Here is a 19,265-nt window from a genome sequence, read left to right as displayed (position 1 = left end):
GGCGGTTCACCAGGTCTCGATTGAAAGATTTTTGATCCGCTCGAATTCCCGGACATTACGGGTCATCAGCGTAAGGTTCCGAGCGCGCGCCTGCCCGCCGATCAACGCATCGTAGGGACCGATTGGAGTTCCCAACGTCGCAAGCGTTGCCCGAATCTCGCCGGCATGTCTCGCGTCTTCCCGGTCAAATTCGAGGACGGGGAACTGCAGAGCTTCGATGCGTGCCAAATTTTCGGGCCTTCGCTGGCTCTTTTCAGCACCATAGTACAATTCGTGTACCACTATCGCCGAGAGGGCAAAATCCTGCGGCGTGCGCTGTTTGAGTAGTGTCAGCAGACCATCATCGCCCTTGATGACCGCAATAACGGCATTGGTGTCGAGCAGGTAGATCACTTGAAGACGTCATCCAAGGCGGGTCTATCCTGGCCGTCCTGACGTTCCAGTGCTGCCTCGGCGAAATCGTTATCAAGTGGTCCGATCACTTGGTCGAGCCACGCCCAATCCTGCGCAACCGGTTCCAGGATAACGGTCTGTCCGTGACGGCGGATCGAAACCTCGTCTGTTTCGAAACGGAATTCCTTGGGCAGGCGTACAGCTTGTGACCTCCCCGACCAGAACACTTTTGCTTTTTCCATCATGCTATCCTCAGATGAGATATAGCAAAGATATATTCCTTCATGGCGATGTAGACAAGTCCGGGCTCATGGCGCGCAGGCCGATTGCGGCATCGGCTGCAGCCGATAGACCTTGTCGTCGGATTTGGTCTTGCCGTCGGCGGCCTTCGAACACAGGTCGACGATCGCGAGAGCGCTGTTGGGATTGGCCAGCATCATCGTGCCGTCGGCGCCGCGCTTGAGGAAAATCTCTTTCCGCGCGATGTCGCAGGAGAAATCGCTCATCTTCGAGCTCGCCGCGCAGCGCCACTGGTCGGCCTCGCCCTGGCAGGAATAGGTCTGCGTCACCTCAGCCGATTTACGCCGTGTGGTGACGGCAACGGCAATATCGGCACCGTCTGGCCAGTTGGCGGCGTCGCCGCCCGAGGCAAAGGACGCCAGTTCGACCGATCCGCGGAAAACCCGGATCGACTGCGTCAGCTGGTCGGGATGCGAGGCAAGGTGCGATCCGTCATAGTCGCGGCCATAGCAGAACGCCTGGTCCGGCTTCAGCCGCTCGCGCAGCGGCGGACCGAGTGCCGGGTCGATCGGATCGATGCGCGCGAACTCCGCCTTGCAGGTCGCGGCCGGCATCGGGTCGAGGCGGAAATTGTCGTCCTCCGAGCCGAGCGCCTGCCTGTCATACTCAGCCTCGCCAAGTTCGTCTTCCGATCCCGCATCGAGATAAAGATCGGGGGACACACCGGTGACAATCAGGCGGCCATTCTCGTCGAGCTTCAGCGAGGCCATGGTGCGGTCGCAGTCCATGCCGCAACGGATCGGGCCGGACGTGTCATCCTCGGACTCGTGATTGCACCAGCCGCCGGCCCATTCCGGCGCCTTGGCGCCGCGCACGGTGGTGGCGATGAAGCCGTTATAGGACGAGTCGGAGCTTGCGGCGGGCTGCTCATTGGGACGGCTCACCGGATCATGACCATAGAGGAAGAAGATCCGCCCCACCTTCTGCTTCGGATGCGCCTTGAGGTGCGCCGCGTCATAGACGCGGCCGAAACAGGCGTCAGTGCCGTCGGGACTGAGTTCGGCGAGCTTGAGCGCATCATCGGCGAAGGCCGAGCCGGCAAGCGTGGCAAGCAGCGCCGCACCAAACCCGGCGCCGGCAATTGTCTTCCATTCCCCCACCCCGAACGCCATGTGATCTCTCCTCCGCATCGACAGGACGCAACGTCAATTTATGCTAGTATTGTGGCCGCGGCCACGCAATTCGCGGTGGGCCGCCAAGCCGAGGAGGATGCCATGCGCCGGCGCGAAATGTTCCGCGCGGTTCTTGCCGGAACCGGAACGCTTCTTGGCTTGGGGGCGGGGCAGGCAGCCACCATCGAGCCTGCCAGGCAGAAGGTCGCCTATCACTTGAGCGACGTCGAAAAGGTCAACTTCGTGCTCGGCAACATCAAGAACCACTATGATGGTACCGGCGGCGATGTCGACATCGTGCTGGTCGTGCACGGTCCTGCCTTGGCGGCCTTCAAGTCGAAAGGCATATCGGCAGCGATTTCCGGGCGCTTCGCCGGTCTGGTGCGGCAGGGGCTGGAATCCCATGCCTGCGCCAACACCATGCAAGGCATGGATATTACGCTCGCCGACCTGCTCGCCGGTTTCCATGCCGCCGACAAGGGCGGCGTCGTCAAACTCGCCGAACTGCAAGGCCAGGGCTACGCCTATCTGCGCCCGTGAGGCTTGAACACCGGGGCGGCAAGGGCCTACGAAGGACGGGCCGACATCCCGGAGGAAGAACCGTGCCAGCCACAACCACACTCAGCATACCCGATCTTGCCGGCAAGGCGGTGCTGGTTACCGGTGCGTCGACCGGCATCGGCGCGGCGCTCGCGCTGGCTTATGCCGCGCAGAAATGCAAGGTGGCGCTGCATTATAACTCGAGCCGCGACGCCGCCGAAAAGGTCGGCTTGGCGATCGCCGACAAGGGCGGCGAGGTGTTTCTCGTCCAGGGCGATTTCTCCGTTGCCGCCGATGTCGAACGCGTCGTCGAGGACAGCGCGCGGTATTTCGGCCGCCTCGACGGGCTGGTCAACAATGCCGGCGGCATGCTTGGCCGCGTGCCCTATGCCGAGCAGACCGAAGCGCATTACGACGCGGTGATGGATCTCAACGCGCGCTCGGTGCTGACCGCCTCGCGCAAGGCGATCCCATGGCTGAAGAAACAGGGCGGCTTCATCGTCAACACCTCGTCGATCGCCGCGCGCAATGGTGCCGGCGGCGGCGCCGGGCTTTACGGCTCGGCCAAGGCCTTCGTCTCCAATGTGACGCGCGGCATGGCCAAGGAGCTGATCGGCTTCGGCATCCGCGTCAACGCGGTGGCGCCCGGCACCATTCTCACCCCTTTCCACGAGCGCTATTCGACCGACGAGCAGATGAAAGGCATGATCGCCACGATTCCGCAGGGGCGTGCGGGCACGGCGCAGGACTGCGTCGGCGCCTATCTGTTCCTCTCTTCCGATCTTTTGAGCGGCTACATCACCGGCCAGGTGATCGAGGTGAATGGCGGCCAGTTGATGCCTTGAGCGGCTATCTGCATACTGGCGATCTGCATGTTCTTGTCGAAAACCTCAAAGGGAGACAACGGAATGTACGGACTGATCGGCAAGATGCGGGCGGCGCGCGGCCAGCGTGACGCGGTCATCGACCTTCTGCGCGCCAGCACCGGCGCCCTGCCGGGTTGCCTGAGCTACATTATCGCCCGCGACCCCGCGGATGCCGATGCGATCTGGGTGACCGAAGTGTGGATCGACGCCGAAAGCCACAAGACGTCGCTGCAGCTTCCGGAAGTCCAGGCGACGATCGCCAAGGCGCGGCCGTTCATCGCCGGCTTCGAATTCCAGGTCGAAACCCACCCCGTCGGCGGCTTCGGCCTGGCCGACGGCAAGACTGGCTGACCAGGACAGACGGCGCCATGCCAACGGAGCCAACTGCGATGCAGACCGTGAACATTCACAATGCAAAGGCCAATCTTTCACGTCTCGTTGACCAGGCCGCCAAAGGTGAGCCGTTCATCATCGCCAAGGCGGGCAAACCATTGGTCAAAGTCGTGCCGATCGACCAGCCTGCATCGGCGCAGGCACGACGGATCGGTTTTATGGCCGGCCAGCTTTCCGTCCCCGACGATTTCGATCGCATGGGCGACGGAGAGGTCGAGCAACTGTTCGGCACCAACGCGTGAAACTATCACTCGACACCCAGTTGCTGTCGCTCGGGCAATCGTGGAAGACGTCCTTTTGCTGAGGACGGACTATGGTCGTCCGCGACCCCGGTCCTACCCGGAAGATTTGACCAGCATAGCTCTCGCTAACTGAGAGACCACGCATCACAGCTTCCTTTTTCGGTGCAGCGGGGTTCGCATCGTCCCGCTTCGAGTCTAAGACCGGAACATGGATTCCTCGGCCGAGCAGCCATCCCCGGACCTGCCCACACTTGAGCGCACGGCGCGGATGCGCAAGCTCTGGCAATGGCTGGCCCTGCTGATCGTCTCCCTGCTGTTTGCCGGCGCGCTGGAACTCGCCGCCCTGCCGGCGGCGGTGCTGATCGGGCCGATGCTGGCGGCCATCGTCGCCGGCACCAATGGCGCCACGGTGCGCGTGCCGCGCCTTCTGTTCGGCGCCGCCCAGGCGATCGTCGGCTGCCTGGTCGCGGTGTCGATCTCGGCCGACATCTTTCCGGTCTTCTACCGGGAATGGCCGCTGTTTCTCGGCGTCGTGGTGGCCACCGTCACGGCCTCCAGCCTGCTCGGCTGGCTGATCAGTCGATGGCGCATCCTGCCAGGCACCACCGCCGTCTGGGGCTCGTCGCCGGGTGCGGCCACCGCCATGGTGCTGATGGCCGGTGCCTTCGGCGCCGACCAGCGCCTCGTCGCCTTCATGCAATATCTGCGCGTCATCTTCGTCTCGATGACGGCAGCACTCGTTGCCAAGATGTGGGTCGACACATCGGGCATCGAAATCCCCGCCATCATCTGGTTTCCGCCGATCGATGTCCAAGCCTTCGCCGCCACCATCGGCATCGCAGTTGTCGGTGGCCTGGCGGGAAAGCTGCTGAGGCTGCCCTCGCCCTTCTTCCTCGGCACCTTCATCTTCGGCACCGTCGTCCATCTCGGCTTTGGCGTGGAGATGCAATTGCCGCAATGGCTGCTGGCCGTCAGCTACGCGATGGTCGGCTGGTCGATCGGCCTGAACTTCACCGGGCCGATCCTGCGTCATGCGACGCGCGCCTTGCCGCAGATCATCGCCTCGATCATGGCGCTGATCGCCTTTTGCGGCGGCCTTGCCTTCTTGATCAGCCATCTGCTCGGCATCGATCCGCTGACCGCCTATCTGGCAACCAGCCCCGGCGGCATGGACAGCATAGCCATCATCGCCGCCGCCGCGCAAAACGTCGACATCTCCTTCGTCATGGCGCTGCAATCGGCACGATTCCTGATCGTGCTGCTGGTCGGCCCGAGCGTCGCACGCCTGGTGGCGAGAAGCGTCAGGCATTAGTCAAAGCCGCCGCCCCAGAAACTCAAAACCGATCGGTCGAATCCGTTAGCAGTGCCGCTCTGCAACAGCCCATGACAGCCTGGGCCGATGCGGAGAAAAATACTTGACTCACATACTCATATTTGAGAACGCGGGAACGCAATCAAGCATGAGACGGTGGAGACGAGTTGATGCGAACAAGGCCGATGACATGGCGCCAGGGGATCTCATTGTTGGGCGGCGCGGCAATGCTCGGCCAGTCCGGCGCCGCGCATGCCCAGGACGGCGAAACGGCCACCATGCTCGGCAAGATCGAGGTCACCGCGCAGAGCAACGAGATCCTGAAGCAGGATGGCTACGTCGCCAAGAAGGACCGCATCGGCACCAAGACCGACACGCCGCTCGCCAGGATTCCGCAGGCCGTTTCGGTCGTTACGCAGAAGCAGATCGAAGACCAGAAGCCGCGCACGCTGAACGAAACGCTCGGCTACACGGCTAGCGCCAATCCCAACAGCTTCGGCTTCGACACCCGCTACGACGCGTTTTTCCTGCGCGGCTTCCAGGCCTTCTATAATGGCATGTTCCGCGACGGGCTGCGCCAGTACAACGGCCCCTCGGCCTGGTTCAGGACCGAGCCCTACGGCATCGAGGGCGTCACCATCCTGAAGGGCCCGGCATCGTCGCTTTACGGTGTCAGCGGCCCGGGCGGCATCGTCAATGTCGTCACAAAGCGCCCCAAGGATGAGCCGTTCCGCGAGATCGAACTGCTTGCCGGCGAGCACAACCGATTGCAGGCAGCCCTTGACGCTTCCGGGCCCGTGAACGAGGACGGCACAATCCTCTATCGCTTCACCAGCCTCGGCCGCAAAAGCAATACCGAATTGTCCGGCTATCCCGACGACAAGATCTACCTGGCCCCGGCGATCACCTTCAAGCCGGACGAGGCTACGAAGCTCACCATCCTCGGCGAATATTCGAAATCGGTCACCGGCGGCACGGCGGCCTTCTACAATTCAGGCTATGGCGTGCTGTCCAACCTCTATGAGGGCGATCCGGCCTGGAACGATTTTGCCCAGAGCCAGGGCCGCATCGGCTACGAGTTCGAGCATCGTTTCAACGACCTGCTGACGGTGCGCCAGAACCTGCGCTACAACGCCGTCGACAGCGACATCGAATACAGCGGCCACTATCCGGACGGCGCCGACTTGAGGCGCTACTGGGGCCATTACACCGAGACCATGAAGAACTTCGTCGTCGACAACATGGCGCAGTTCGAGTTCGACACGGGACCGGTCAAGCACATCGCCGTCGGCGGCATCGACTATGCCTGGTCGGACTATGATGCCGCCAGCGGCCTGTCCTATATCTCTGTCGATGACATCAAGGCGATGCCGGTTCCCCACTCCGGCGGACAGCAGATGAACCAACTCGGCGTCTACCTGCACGACCAGATGGAGTGGAACGACTTCACCCTGTTCACCAGCGGCCGCTACGACTGGGTCGACACCACCTCCACAGCGGCCGACGACAGCACGTCGAAGCAGAAGGACAGCGCCTTTTCAGGCCGTCTCGGCCTGTCCTACCAGACCGAATGGGGCATCACGCCCTATGTCAACTATTCGACCTCGTTCTCACCCAACATCGGCTTCGTCTATGACGACGTTGCCAGCCCTGTCGGCCGCGTCGCCCGCCCGACCATCGCGACGCAGAAGGAGATCGGCGTCAAATACGAGATCCCGAACTACAATGCGACCGTCAGCGCCGCGCTGTTCGACATCGACCAGAAGGACGGTGTCGTCTTCGATGCCTCGACCGGCATCAACAAGCAGCGCCAGCTCGACCTGAATTCGCGCGGTCTCGAACTGGAAGCCAATGCCTCGCTCGACAACGGCTTCAGCTTCATCGCTTCCTATACGTATCTTCGCGTCAGGATCGAGCAGGGCGCCGAAGGAACCGATGGCAAGGAGCTATCGGCGACGCCGAACCACATCTTGTCGCTGTGGGGCCACTATCAGTTCGAGAACGGCACGCTGGAAGGGCTGGGGCTCGGCACGGGCGTGCGCTTCGCCGGTTCGAGCTATGGCGACGACACCAACACGTTCAAGAACAGCGCCCGCGCCTTCGTCGACGCCTCGCTCTCCTATGATTTCGGCTACCGCAATCCGAAGCTCGAAGGCGTCAAGCTGCAGGTCAACGCCAAGAACCTGTTCGACAGCCAGAAGACCATCTGCTCCGCCGGCTATTGCTACCGCGACGAAGGCCGCTCGCTGTTCGCCAGCCTGCGCTACCGCTTCTGACGGAGAGCCTAGCCCGCCCTCGGATGATGGCAGGCGACGAAGTGGTTCTTGTCGACGAGCGAAAGTACCGGACGCTCGTGGCGGCAGACCGAAGTCGCCGCCACGCAACGCGTATGGAAACGGCAGCCTGACGGCGGGTCGAGCGGGCTCGGCAGATCACCCTTGAGCATGATCCGCTGGCCTGGCCGGTTGTCGACGTCGGGTACCGGCACCGCCGAGCGAAGCGCTATGGTGTAGTGATGCCGCGGCGCTGAAAAGACAGCGTCGACAGGCCCTGTTTCGACGATCGAACCCATATACATGACCGCCACCCGCGACGAGAACTGCCTGACCACCGAGAGGTCGTGGGCGATGAACACATAGGTCAGGTTGAATTCGTCACGCAGGTCGCAAAGCAGGTTGATGATCTGCGCCTGGATCGACACGTCCAGCGCCGACACCGGCTCATCGGCAACGATCAGCCGCGGCCGCAGCGCCAAGGCGCGTGCGATGCCGATCCGCTGGCGCTGTCCGCCCGAGAATTCATGCGGGAAACGCTGGGCATGCTCGGGAAGCAGTTCGACGCGGACCAGCAATTCCTCGACGCGATCCGCCATTTCCGATCGCGAAAGTCTTTCATGCACGCGGAAAGGGTCCGCCAGCAGGTCGCCGACGCGGCGGCGCGGGTTGAGCGAAGCGGCGGGATCCTGAAACACCATCTGCATCTGGCGCCGTATCGGCCGAAGCTGCCGCTGCGAGGCTCTGGTGATATCGAGGCCTTCGAATTCCAGTGACCCGGAGGCGATTTCCGTGAGACGGACGAGGCAGCGCCCCAGTGTCGATTTTCCGCAGCCCGACTCGCCGACGATACCAAGCGTCTCGCCCGGGAAGATGTCGAGCGAGATCTGCTCCACGGCATGGACGATCCGCCGTTGAAAGGGCGGGCGCCCGACCGGATAGTGTTTCGACAGATCGCTGGTCCGCACCAGCGGTTTCGGCCTGGTTTCGCTCATGCCGGCACGGCCCTGCCAGCCAGCGTCCGGCGCAGATCCTGGCGGCCGTCCTGCGGAAGAAAGCAAGCCGACCGATGCCCGCCCGCTCCACCGAGCGCAGGCTGGGCGGCACAGGCTTCATGGCGGAATGTGCACCGCGGCCCGAAAGCGCAGCCCTGCGGCATCTGGCTCAGTTTCGGCGGGCTGCCGGGAATGGCCGTCAGCCGTGCGGGCCGCGGACCGTGCATCGGCGGGATCGAGCCGAAAAGCCCCCACGCGTAGGGGTGAAGCGGCTCGCGGAAAAGCTGCCCCTTGCCGCCCTCCTCGACAACGCGCCCGGCATACATCACCAGCACGCGGTCGGCGACTTCGGCGACCACGCCAAGGTCATGGGTGACCAGGATGACGGCGGATCCGAACTCATTGCGCAATCGGCCGATCAGCTCCAGGATCTGCGCCTGCACCGTCACGTCGAGCGCCGTCGTCGGCTCATCGGCTATCAGCAATGCCGGATTGCACGACAGCGCCATCGCGATCACGGCGCGCTGACGCATGCCGCCTGACAGCTGGTGCGGGTAGCGGTCGACGGCACTGTCGGGGCTCGGCAATCCAACCGCATCGAGCAAGTCCACCGCCCGCTTGCGCGCGGCGGCGCGCGACACCCGTTCATGCGCGCGGATCTGCTCGATGATCTGGTCGCCGATCGTATGTACCGGCGTCAGCGCCGTCATCGGATCCTGGAAGATCATCCCGATCTGCCGGCCGCGAATAGCGTCGAGGGCCCGGCGCTTGAGCCCAAGCAACTCCTGGCCGAGAAAACGCACCGACCCGGTGACGACGGCGTTGGGACTGCTGATCAAGCCCAGAATGGCGAGCAAGGTCTGGCTCTTGCCCGAACCGCTTTCACCGACGACGCCGAGGATCTCGCGCTGCGCGAGCGAGAACGAGACGCCGCTGACGGCAGGCACCACACCGCCCTCGGTGCGGAACGAGACGCACAGATTCTCGACGACCAGCAGCGGCCTGTCAGTGGGCATCTTGTCAGTGGGCATCTCTAACCCTCGGATCGATGAAGACAAAGACAATGTCGACAATGAAATTGGCCATCACCACGAAGAACGAGGCGTAGATGACCGTCGCCAGGATCATCGGCAGATCGAGCGACTGCAAGGCCCCGTAGGTGAGCTTGCCGACCCCTTGCAGGCCGAACACCACCTCCGTCAGCAAGGCGCCGCCGCCGACCAGGGCGCCAAAATCCAGCCCGAACATGGTGACGAAGGCGACGAGCGAGGTTCTTAAGCCGTGATGCAGCAGCACCCGCCGCTCGCCGATGCCCTTGGCGCGCGCGGTGCGGATGAAATCCTCCTGCATGGTCTCGATGATCGAGGCCCGCAGCACGCGGCCGTAAAGTCCGATATAAAGCGTGGCGAGCGTGAACCAGGGAATGACAAGCGCCTTGAACCAGCCCCAGGGATCCTCGGTGAAGGGGATATAGCCGAGCGGCGGCACCCACGAGAACAGCCAGCTGTCATGCCAGCGGCTCTGCGTGACCAGATTGGCGACCTCGCCCAGCCAGAAGACCGGTATCGACACGCCGATCAGGCTGAGGATCATCAGCGTCCGGTCGAGCCACGTGCCGCGCGTCGCGCCGGCGACAACGCCGACGATCAGCCCGCCGAGAACCCAGAAGACGGCGGCGCCAAGCACCAGCGATAGAGTGATAGGGATCGCCTCGAGCACCGTTGGAACGACCTTCTGGCCGCGATTGACGAAGGAGGTGAGATCGCGGCTGATGAACAGCCGCTTCATCATCAGCGCGTATTGTACGGGCAGCGGCCTGTCGAGGCCGAAATCGTGCCGCACCTGGACCAGCGTCTCCTGCGATGCGTTGCGCCCGGCGATGCGCGCCGACGGATCGGCGCCCGGGGTGGCGAAAAAGATCAGGAAGGCGACGACGCTGATGCCGAACATCACCAGCACCATTTGGCCGAGCCTGGAAATGAGCGCCGTCAGCATCAGACGACCCTGATCGACGACTTCGGGTCGAGCGCATCGCGCACGCCGTCGCCCAATATGTTCAGCGCCAGCACCGTGATGACGATCGCCAGTCCCGGCGCCAGGGCGACGATCGGGCGTGAATAGAGAAGCCCCTGCCCGTCCTGGATGATGGTACCCCAGCTCGCATCGGGCGGCTGCACGCCGATGGACAGGAAGGATAGCGAGGATTCCGTCATCATGTTCAGCGCCAGGATGAGCGGCACGAAAACGATGACCCGGGTGATCACATTGGGCAGGATATCATAGAGCAGGATACGCCACGGCGACGCGCCAATGCCGATCGCGGCCGTGACGAACTCGGCCTGCATCAACGACAGGACATGACCGCGGATGGGCCTGGCGACGTAAGGCACATAGACGATGCCGATGATGAAGATCGGCAGCCAGAGACTGCCGGAGCGGATTTCGATCGGGCCGATGGTGATGCTTTGCGTGATCAGGACGATCGACAGCGAAATCGCCAGCAGGAAGATGGGGAACGCCCATAGCACGTCGAGAATGCGCGACAGCAAGGTGTCGACCAGACCGCCGAAAAAGCCGGAGACGACGCCGAGCAATGTCGCCAGGCCAAGGCATATCAGCGCAGCGGCGCCGGCAATCAGCAGCGAATTGCGACCGCCGTAAAGCAGGCGCGCTGCGACGTCACGACCCTGATTGTCGGCGCCCAGCATATAGGGTCCGAAATCCCAGGTCGGGCCAAGCGGCGTGAATCCGAGGCCAAGGCCTTCGGTCGAAGGCTCCAGCACCTGCCTGGTCTGGCCGCCTATGACGATCTCGCCATTGAGGTTGGTGGCAAAAGGATCGCTCTGTGCCACATGGCGGGCATAAAGCGGGGCTGCCAGCGAAGCGGCGGTGATCAGCACCAGCACGCCGAACGCCATGATGGCAGCCCGGTCGGCCCTGAGCTTGCGCCACGCTGTCCGCCATGGCCCCTCGGCGCCCCGGCGGCCCCGAACCAGCGCTTGCCCGCCACTCGAATTGTCCATGATGGGTATGAATTTCAGATCGGCGGGAAAAGCAACCGCGGCGGAGGATTGCGCATCGTTCCGCCGCGGATCTGACTTGGCCTGATCACTCAACCCCCGGTCACTCGACCCATGACTGGCTCATGATCCAGTAGAATTGCGGGCTGAAGACGAAATTCTTCAGCCGCGGCGAGATCAGGTCGACGCGCTTCGGCGTGAACAGCACGGCCACCGGCGCTGCGTCGGTGACCGCCTTGTCGACGTCGGTCCACAGTTGCGCGCCCTTGGCAGGATCGGCGATCGTGGCGGTCTGAGCCTCGCCCATCTTCTGGTCGATCGACTTGTCGCAGAAGCCGGAAATGTTGACCGAGGCGTCCGAGCCGGGTGTGAACGAGGCACAGCTGAACAGCACCTGCAGGAAATCCGATGGCGCGGGATAGTCCTGGAACCACTGCGAGATGGAAATCTGCACCTTGTTGTTGGTGTTCTGGATGTAGGTGAACTGGATGTTCTGCGAGATCGGCTTGATCGAGGTCTTGTAGCCCAGCCCGTTCAGCACATCCTGCAGGTACACGCCGATCGACTTCGACACTTCGGTGTCCTCGGTGATGATCGTCACCTCCTGTCCGGCCGTGCCGGAGGCAGCGACCAGCGCTTTGGCTTTCTCCAGGTCAGGCGCCGACCACTTTTCGCCGGGCTTGGCCGTGAACGGGCAATAAGGAGCGTAGGACGGGAAATCCGGCGGCAGTATCTGGCAGGAAGGCTGCGCCAGATTGCTGCCGCCGAACAGCTTGACGATGGCCGACCGGTCGATGGCGTAGTTGACCGCCTGCCGCACGCGGATGTCGTTGAACGGCGCGAGATTGGTATTCATCGGCGCATACCACATCGCCGTCAGCGGATGCACGGACACCTGCTTGGCGTATTTCGTGCCCAATTCCGCCAACCGGTCCGCCGGCGGCGGATCGAACATCCAGTCGGCCTGGCCATTCTCCACGGCGGTGACCGCCGCCTCGTCGGTGAGACCGAAGCCATAGTCTATCTCGTCGGGATAGCCGGCCGGCTGCGCCTCCTTGCTCCATTCCTTGAAATGCGGGTTGCGCACCATCTTGAGCAGGCTGTTGGGATCGTAGGTGGCGATCATGTAGGGCCCGGTGCCGGGAATGGGCGCGGTCCCCGAATCCTTGAGAGGCGCCTCGGCGGGCAGGATCGCGGCGTGCGGGATCGAGATCTTCTGCAGGAAGTCCGGATCGGGCGCCACCAGATTGAAGGTGACGGTGCTTGCCGCCTCATCGGCGACGACGCCGCCGTCGAGCGTGCAGGTCGCCGGCGTCTTGAGACATGTGTCGGCGCCGACGATGCCATTGTAGAGCGTACCCGTCGTGGGACCGCTGATCTTGAACATGCGCTGGAACGACGCCACGACATCGGCCGTCGTCAGGTCCGATCCGTCGGCGAACTTGATGCCCCTGCGCAGCTTGAAGACGTATTTCTTGCCGCCGTCTTCCGGCTTGGGCAAGCTCTCGGCCAGGTCCGCTACCACCTCGAACCCGGTCTTGTCGCCGGTCTTGCGGAAGGTCACCAGCCCATCATAGAGGACGTAGTTGATCTGGAAATATTGCAGTGTGTAGTTGATTTGCGGATCGATCGTGCCGGCAGCGGCGTTGGCGAGAAGCTTCAGCGTCCCGCCAGCCTTGCCTTCTTGCGCGGCCGCACCTGTCACGGGCGCCATCAGCATCAGGCCAGCCAGGCCGACACCGGCCATCATTGCGCTAAAAACATTCCGGGACCGCATCGTCTTGCTCCTCTGGGGAAGTGGGTGATTGCAAACCACGATGTGCGCCGTGGCACACGCCGGACCGCGATCCATTGTACACAGCGTATGGCGCACGAAACCCGCCGGGATAGCTGTGAATTAAGATAGTTTTGTCCCTCCAGACGCGTCGCGGACAACAAGCCGTGATCGTGCTGTGCTCATTTGTTGAGCATTTTACGAACATGCCTGTTTGACAAACATTGGCTGGCGAGTAAGCTTTTGCTCATGCAAGGCGTGTCCGGCGATTTCGAGAGCGAATTTCACACAGGCATGGGAATCGACGCCGCGATGGCGGCGGCGATGCGCGTGCTTGCGCCCGCAGGTTTTACCTCGCTGATTTATGACTATACGCCGGTCCCGGTCAGTCATGAAGGCGAGTTGATCACGCCTTCGCTGATGGCCCTCGCCAACGTGCCGTCCGACATGCAGGACCTGTGGTGCAAGGGTGGTTACTATCAGCTCGATCCGGTGCAGGAGGCGGCACTCGCGGTGTCACGACCATTTCTGTGGTCGCATAAGGGCTCGCAGAGCCCGGTCATGCGACGCATTCTGCAACGCAAGCATGACCCGGTGATAGGCTATCTGCTGGACACCAAGATGACATGCGGCGTGACGGTGCCGATCCGCTTCGACGGCGGCGATCTCGCCACCTTCACCGCCATCCGCCTCGATCCGGAGCCGAATTTCGAAGCCGAGGCACAAGGGATGCTGCCCGGCATTGGCGACCTCGGTCACCTGTTCCACGATTGCGTCTATGCCGGTTTCGATCAGCGCACCCGGACAAGTCAGTATTTCCACCTGACGTCACGGGAACGCCAGTGTCTGAGCCTCGCCGCTTGCGGGTTGACGGCCAAGCAGATCGCCCATGAAATCTGCCGCAGCGTGCCGACCGCGACGCTGCATCTCAACGCCGCCAGCCGCAAACTCGGCGCCCGCAACCGCTTCCACGCCATCGCTTTGGCGGCCCACTACCGGTTGCTCGGGCCGATCAGCCAGGACCAGGACCTGTCCCGCCGGCGCCATCAAAACTAACGTTATTGCTAGCTGGTCGCTTGCCGGTCCGCCTCTGTACCCTTTGCCGCGAACACCGTCGGAGACCGTTGATGAGCGGCTGCCGATGAGCCAGCCAGGCGGAGGGACACGATGGACGACCTTGCAATATCGGAAGGGTTCAGCGCCCACGGGCCATACAGGACCTGGTACCGCGTGACGGGAGACCTGGGGTCGGGCAGGCTGCCGCTGGTCGTTGCCCATGGTGGACCCGGCTGCACCCACGACTATGTCGACAGCTTCAAGGACATTGCCGGCTTCGGCCGCGCGGTGGTCCACTACGACCAGATCGGCAACGGACGATCCACCCATCTGCCGCACAAGGGCGGCGACTTCTGGACGGTCGAATTCTTCCTTGGCGAACTGGATGCGCTGCTCGCCCATCTCGGCATCCAGCAGCGTTACGCCCTGCTCGGGCAATCCTGGGGCGGCATGCTCGGCGCCGAGCATGCGGTGCGCCGGCCAGCGGGCCTCAAGGCACTGGTGCTCGCCAACTCGCTCGCCTCGATGAAGCTGTGGGTCGAAGGCGCGGGGCAACTGCGCGCGCAGCTGCCGGCAGCAGTGAGACAGGCGCTCGATCGCCACGAAGCGGACGGGACGACGGACCATCCTGATTACCTCGCGGCGACGCAGGCGTTCTACGACCGGCACGTCTGCCGCGTCGTGCCTTGGCCGGTCGAGGTGGCGCGTACCTTTGCCGCCATCGACGCCGATCCCACCGTCTATCACACGATGAACGGCCCCAATGAATTCCACGTTGTTGGCACCATGCGCGACTGGTCGATCATCGACCGCCTGCCGCTGATCGAAGCGCCGACACTGGCCTTTCGCGGCCTTTTCGATGAAGCCACGGCCGCCTGTGTCCAGCCCTTCCTCGACCACATTCCCACGGTCGAAGGCCATGTCTTCCCACTCTCGAGCCACATGCCGCATGTCGAGGAAAGGCAGGATTGCATCGCGGTCACCGAGGCGTTTCTGGCCCGCCATGACTGACCGCCGCTTCGCGCGGTAGCGAACGTCGACAGGAGATCGACGGTTACTCGCCGTCGCCCTCGCTGTGCGCGTCCCGGCGCCAGTAGGCCGTGACCAGGTGTTGGTCGCGCGACAGGTTCCATTGCTTGCGCACGATCTTGCGGATCTCCCGGAAATCGCCGAATTCGCATCCGGCCCAGACATAAAGGCCGTCGGCAAGCGCGATGTGACTGCGCTCCCGCAAGGCGGCCGGCAACAGGCCGGCGGTGCCGGCTTCACGGCCATGCCGGTAAAGCCAGGTGATGTCGATATTTTCCCCTTGCGCCAGCGCGATCCGGTCATCCGGGCCATCGACCTCGATGAGTACCTCGGCGCGGGTTGACGGCGGCAGATGCTCGAGGATCCTGGCCATGGCGGGCAATGCGGTGTCGTCGCCGAGCAGAAGCAGGGTCCGCGCCACCGGGGTGTCGCCGCCGCCGGGTCCGATCATACCGATGACGTCTCCCGTCCGTGCGTTTTGCGCGAAGGTGGCGGCGGGCGTGTTCTGGCCAGGGTGCAGGACGAAATCGACATCGAGCCAGCCGTGTGCGGCATCCACCGCCCGGATCGTGTAGACCCGCACGGTAAGGACATCGTCGCCCGAGGGCCAGACAAGCAGCCCGTCGGCACCCATCGACGGCCAGACCGGCCGTCGCCCATGCGGCGGCAACAGCAACCGCATGTGCAGGCCGCCATGGGTGAACCGGCCGAGATCCTTGCCGGCGAAGCGCAGGCGCTGCATATGCGCCGAGATCCGCGTCGACGCCATCACCATGATCTCGCGAAAGAAGACCGGCGTGCCGGCGTCAACGCCGTCGCCTTGCCAGCGCAGCCCGCTGGCCGTGCCAAGATGTTCGGCGACATGGCCGGCGACCGTCATCTTCATGTAGGACAGGCAGGTTTCGTCCATTGCCGCGACACGGATCAGCATGCCGTCATCCTCGAGCGTGGCGATCAGCGACCCATAATGCAGGCGAAGCTCCCATCGGTCGGCGACGCCGGTGTCGATCTCGAATTCGCCGTGTTCGGCACGCAGCCTGTCCATCGCCGACCTGATCGCCTCGTCGCGGATACGGGTTTGCGCGCTCAGTTGGTCCATCACTCAAGTCCTTCGAAACGGTTCGGGACAAGACGCCACGCGGCGCCATCGCCGCCACCGCCATGCCACAGCCGCTCCGGTGTTTCCACAGAAACATGATTAGAATAGTCATATTTTTCTGGACGGCGCTCTACGAGCCGCTTGCCGCCGCCGCAAGCCGTTCAGGAAGGAAATCGACGAACACGCGCACCTTCAGCGACAAATGGCGATGGAGGGCCACAGCATCCTGAACTGGACACGGCCAAGTCGGATGTGCTCATTCGTCCGCGCCCGAGGTGTGTTGAGATTCAGGCCGAGCCGTCTTTCGCAGGCCGGCTGAATATCAACGCACGTCAGTCCAGCCTGTGCATCAGGTCTTCATCCAGCCAGCGGCCGAAGAAATAGACCAGTTGCTTGTGCCACCACGGCCAGTCATGGCTGACATCGCCGCCCCAATAATCGACCCAGGCGGGAATGGATTTGTCGCGCAGGATCTGTTCCAGCTTGCGTGTTTCGACCAGCATCCGCTCTTCCCAGGCGCCCTGCCCGCAGCAGAAGATCAGCCGCAACGCCTTCAGGCGGGCAAGCAGCTTGGGGTCGACGATGCCGGGCAGATAGTCGAGCGGCGAATTGTAGAAGATGTCGCCTTCCAACGCCTTGCCGAAGAAGTCGCGGGCCGAATAGACGCCCGAGAGCGCAATGACGCCGCTGGCCAGTTCGGGAAAGCGGAAGACGAAGTTCGACGAGTGGTAGCCGCCCATCGAACAGCCCGAAAACAGCGGCTTCAGCTTGCGTCCGCCATTGGCTTGCTCGGCTGCCGACAGGAATTCCGGCAGCGCCTCCTCGCGCACATAGCGGAAATAGGCCTCGTGGCGGGCGATGCGGTGCGCGGCGTCCGCATGCTTGTCGAAGAAGGATTCCGAATCGACGCCATCGACCGTGAACAGCTGGATGCGGCCGGTGTCGATGAACTCGGCCAGTGCAGCCACCCCGCCGGAATCCTCGAACTGGTAGAACCGTCCCTGCGAGGTCGGGAACACCACCACCGGCCGGCCGGCGTGGCCGTAGCGCTTGTACTCCATGTCGCGGCCGAGCTTGCCCGAGGAACTCTTGTGATAGGAGATGTCCATCGCCTCACACCTTTTCCGCGTGGATATAGGCGACCGCCTCGCGCAGCGCTGCTTCGTCCTTCGAGCGCATCTGGTAGGCGTAATTTCCCATGGCGCGGCTGAAAACCTCTTCGATGGCCTGATGATGGACGATCTTGTCGCCATGGGCGGCTAACACGTCCTCATGGCTGTGCAAATAGTGGAGGCGTCGCTTGCGGCTGGCGTAGGCGGTGAAATACTTGCCCTCATAGGGACCGCCGGCGGCATCCCTGACCACCATGTCGGCCCATGCCGCATAGACGTCGATGTCGAAGGTGTAGTTGATGGCATCGGTCATCCAGGCGCCGGGCGGGCGCATGTTGACCTCCAGCGCGATGACCCGGTCGTCCTTGGTCTCGAACAACTCGATATGGAAGAAGCGCTCGCGCACGTCGAATGCCTTCAGGATCTTGCGGCCGGCCTCCTCGACCGCCGGGCTGATCCTGGGAAAACAAAGGTAGCTCATGTGGCGATCCTTGTTGACCACCTCCATGACGCTCTGGTCGTAACGATGGCTCGCCGCCAGCACCACCTCGCCGTCGCGATTGACCAGCCCGTCGAAGGTCACCACCAGCCCCTCGATGAACTGCTCCATGACGAACGTCACGTCCTCGGGCTTGTCCCTGAAGAACTGGTCGAGCTCCTTGGCGTTGGAGATCTTGAAGGTGTTCGAGGCGCCCGAGCCGCTGTCTGGCTTGACCACCACCGGGTAGCCGACGCGGCGGATAAAGGTCATGGCCCCAGCGCGGTCGGAGCATTTGCGCTGCGCGATGGTGTCGACACCGCTCTTGCGGAAGAAGGCGCGCATGCGGCTCTTGCGCTTCAAATTCTTCACGAAATCGAGCTTGGTGCCATAGATGTTGAAGTCGGTGCGGATGTTGGCTTCGAGTTCCAGCCAGTGTTCGTTGAGCGATTCGAAACGATCGATCCGGCCCCATTTGTGTATGAAATACCCCATCGCCCGGAACACCGGATCGTAGTCCTCCATGTCGGCGACACGGTAATATTCCGAAAGCGCCGCCTTCAGCTTGGCGTCGAGCGCGTCATAGGGTGCGTCGCCGATGCCGAGCACCCTGGCTCCGGCCTTCTTCAAACGGTCGCAGAAATCCACGCCATTGGCGGGAAAATGCGGCGAGAAGAACACGAAATTCATGGACGACTCCCTCCCGGCGACAGGACATCGCAACCCTGTCGACGCCCAAGTCTGGCGCATTTGCCGCGCCTGGGGAAGAGCACGTGCGGTAGGGATAATATCCAGCAGATCCGGCCAGCAATGCCAGGGCAACGAACTCGGGTTAACGGGTTCCTTCGCCGGCGCGTTGGCTGACGGAGCGTCAAATGAAAAACCCGCCTGTGCGGCGGGTCACTGGCGCAAATCAGCACCATGGACGAACATGTACCATAGCTGAGGTCACGGAATCAAGAAAAAATTCCTATCGTGAAAAGCTGCCGGCACAAAAACTGCCAACACCGCCGAACTGGCTGTCGTCAGGTCTTTTGTTAGCCTGAGTTCGGAGCCCTACCCGCCATGGGCCCCACTTGCCTCCCACAAGCCGCTCCTATATGAGATCAGCCATGAGCACGCGCGCCACCAACGCTTCCCGTCCGACCGGTTTTTCCGGCGAGACCGTGCGCGCGCTGACTTCGACCCTGCTTCTTCTCGGCCTTATCGGCGATCGCCGGGTTCGCTGAAGGAGCGCCCGGCGGTCGAACCGCCGCGCAAGCGCATGCTCC

At 63.0% G+C, this 19,265-nt stretch carries 19 protein-coding genes; 8 read left to right on the top strand and 11 right to left on the bottom strand.

The features are described 5' to 3' along the window. Window positions 1-6: 6 nt before the first annotated feature. From NKG99_RS07875 to NKG99_RS07865, 3 genes are all read right to left on the bottom strand, one after another. Window positions 7-393, bottom strand: coding sequence for a type II toxin-antitoxin system VapC family toxin (locus NKG99_RS07875; RefSeq protein ID WP_352865991.1), 387 nt, complete (start codon window positions 391-393; stop codon window positions 7-9). After that, window positions 390-635: an antitoxin gene (locus tag NKG99_RS07870; RefSeq protein ID WP_352866090.1), complete on the bottom strand. Its 246-nt coding sequence runs from the start codon at window positions 633-635 to the stop codon at window positions 390-392. Before NKG99_RS07870 ends, NKG99_RS07875 begins: the two co-directional genes overlap by 4 nt. A 66-nt stretch (window positions 636-701) precedes the next feature. Then, window positions 702-1,805, bottom strand: coding sequence for a hypothetical protein (locus NKG99_RS07865; RefSeq protein WP_352865989.1), 1,104 nt, complete (start codon window positions 1,803-1,805; stop codon window positions 702-704). Window positions 1,806-1,907: 102 nt separating this feature from the next. Between NKG99_RS07865 and NKG99_RS07860 the strand changes: the two genes are divergently transcribed. The 6 genes from NKG99_RS07860 (at window position 1,908) to NKG99_RS07835 (ending at window position 7,434) form a co-directional block, all read left to right on the top strand. Beyond that, a complete protein-coding gene (locus tag NKG99_RS07860) occupies window positions 1,908-2,345 on the top strand; it encodes a DsrE family protein (RefSeq protein ID WP_352865987.1) in 438 nt (145 codons plus the stop codon). 62 nt (window positions 2,346-2,407) lie between these two features. Continuing rightward, complete coding sequence (locus NKG99_RS07855; RefSeq protein WP_352865986.1) at window positions 2,408-3,190, top strand: SDR family NAD(P)-dependent oxidoreductase; 783 nt, start codon at window positions 2,408-2,410, stop codon at window positions 3,188-3,190. Window positions 3,191-3,253: 63 nt separating this feature from the next. Next, a complete protein-coding gene (locus NKG99_RS07850) occupies window positions 3,254-3,562 on the top strand; it encodes a putative quinol monooxygenase (RefSeq protein ID WP_352865984.1) in 309 nt (102 codons plus the stop codon). A 38-nt stretch (window positions 3,563-3,600) separates the two neighbouring features. Further along, entirely contained in the window at window positions 3,601-3,846 is a 246-nt protein-coding gene (locus NKG99_RS07845; protein ID WP_352865982.1) for a type II toxin-antitoxin system Phd/YefM family antitoxin, read from the top strand. Between the two features lie 208 nt (window positions 3,847-4,054). Continuing rightward, complete coding sequence (locus NKG99_RS07840) at window positions 4,055-5,158, top strand: AbrB family transcriptional regulator (protein ID WP_352865980.1); 1,104 nt, start codon at window positions 4,055-4,057, stop codon at window positions 5,156-5,158. A 170-nt stretch (window positions 5,159-5,328) separates the two neighbouring features. Continuing rightward, window positions 5,329-7,434 carry a TonB-dependent siderophore receptor gene (locus tag NKG99_RS07835; RefSeq protein WP_352865978.1) on the top strand — a complete coding sequence of 702 codons (2,106 nt, stop codon included), beginning with the start codon at window positions 5,329-5,331 and terminating at the stop codon, window positions 7,432-7,434. A gap of 8 nt (window positions 7,435-7,442) precedes the next feature. Here NKG99_RS07835 and NKG99_RS07830 read toward each other — a convergent pair whose 3' ends face one another. From NKG99_RS07830 to NKG99_RS07810, 5 genes are all read right to left on the bottom strand, one after another. Beyond that, window positions 7,443-8,426, bottom strand: a complete 984-nt coding sequence (locus NKG99_RS07830) for an ABC transporter ATP-binding protein (RefSeq protein WP_352865975.1) — start codon at window positions 8,424-8,426, stop codon at window positions 7,443-7,445. Then, on the bottom strand, window positions 8,423-9,442 hold the full coding sequence (locus tag NKG99_RS07825; RefSeq protein WP_352866088.1) for an ABC transporter ATP-binding protein: 1,020 nt from the start codon (window positions 9,440-9,442) through the stop codon (window positions 8,423-8,425). Before NKG99_RS07825 ends, NKG99_RS07830 begins: the two co-directional genes overlap by 4 nt. 4 nt (window positions 9,443-9,446) lie before the next feature. Beyond that, window positions 9,447-10,421, bottom strand: a complete 975-nt coding sequence (locus NKG99_RS07820) for an ABC transporter permease (protein ID WP_352865972.1) — start codon at window positions 10,419-10,421, stop codon at window positions 9,447-9,449. Then, window positions 10,421-11,449: an ABC transporter permease gene (locus tag NKG99_RS07815; RefSeq protein WP_352865971.1), complete on the bottom strand. Its 1,029-nt coding sequence runs from the start codon at window positions 11,447-11,449 to the stop codon at window positions 10,421-10,423. Before NKG99_RS07815 ends, NKG99_RS07820 begins: the two co-directional genes overlap by 1 nt. A 100-nt stretch (window positions 11,450-11,549) precedes the next feature. Beyond that, window positions 11,550-13,223, bottom strand: a complete 1,674-nt coding sequence (locus tag NKG99_RS07810; protein WP_352865969.1) for an ABC transporter substrate-binding protein — start codon at window positions 13,221-13,223, stop codon at window positions 11,550-11,552. 291 nt (window positions 13,224-13,514) lie between these two features. Between NKG99_RS07810 and NKG99_RS07805 the strand changes: the two genes are divergently transcribed. Beyond that, window positions 13,515-14,276, top strand: coding sequence for a helix-turn-helix transcriptional regulator (locus tag NKG99_RS07805; protein ID WP_352865966.1), 762 nt, complete (start codon window positions 13,515-13,517; stop codon window positions 14,274-14,276). 111 nt (window positions 14,277-14,387) lie between these two features. Then, window positions 14,388-15,287: a proline iminopeptidase-family hydrolase gene (locus tag NKG99_RS07800; RefSeq protein ID WP_352865965.1), complete on the top strand. Its 900-nt coding sequence runs from the start codon at window positions 14,388-14,390 to the stop codon at window positions 15,285-15,287. Window positions 15,288-15,330: 43 nt separating this feature from the next. Here NKG99_RS07800 and NKG99_RS07795 read toward each other — a convergent pair whose 3' ends face one another. The 3 genes from NKG99_RS07795 to NKG99_RS07785 all read right to left on the bottom strand — a co-directional run bounded on the left by NKG99_RS07795 (window position 15,331) and on the right by NKG99_RS07785 (window position 18,684). Further along, window positions 15,331-16,404, bottom strand: coding sequence for a siderophore-interacting protein (locus NKG99_RS07795; RefSeq protein WP_352865963.1), 1,074 nt, complete (start codon window positions 16,402-16,404; stop codon window positions 15,331-15,333). Between the two features lie 332 nt (window positions 16,405-16,736). Beyond that, window positions 16,737-17,513, bottom strand: coding sequence for an esterase family protein (locus NKG99_RS07790; protein ID WP_352865962.1), 777 nt, complete (start codon window positions 17,511-17,513; stop codon window positions 16,737-16,739). 4 nt (window positions 17,514-17,517) lie between these two features. Next, window positions 17,518-18,684, bottom strand: coding sequence for an ATP-grasp domain-containing protein (locus NKG99_RS07785; RefSeq protein WP_352865960.1), 1,167 nt, complete (start codon window positions 18,682-18,684; stop codon window positions 17,518-17,520). Between the last annotated feature and the right edge of the window lie 581 nt (window positions 18,685-19,265).

Source organism: Mesorhizobium sp. M1409, from assembly GCF_040317535.1.
Classification (GTDB): Bacteria; Pseudomonadota; Alphaproteobacteria; order Rhizobiales; family Rhizobiaceae; genus Mesorhizobium.
Note: the sequence above shows the minus strand (reverse complement) of the source record. Positions and strands in the feature narration are given on the sequence as shown.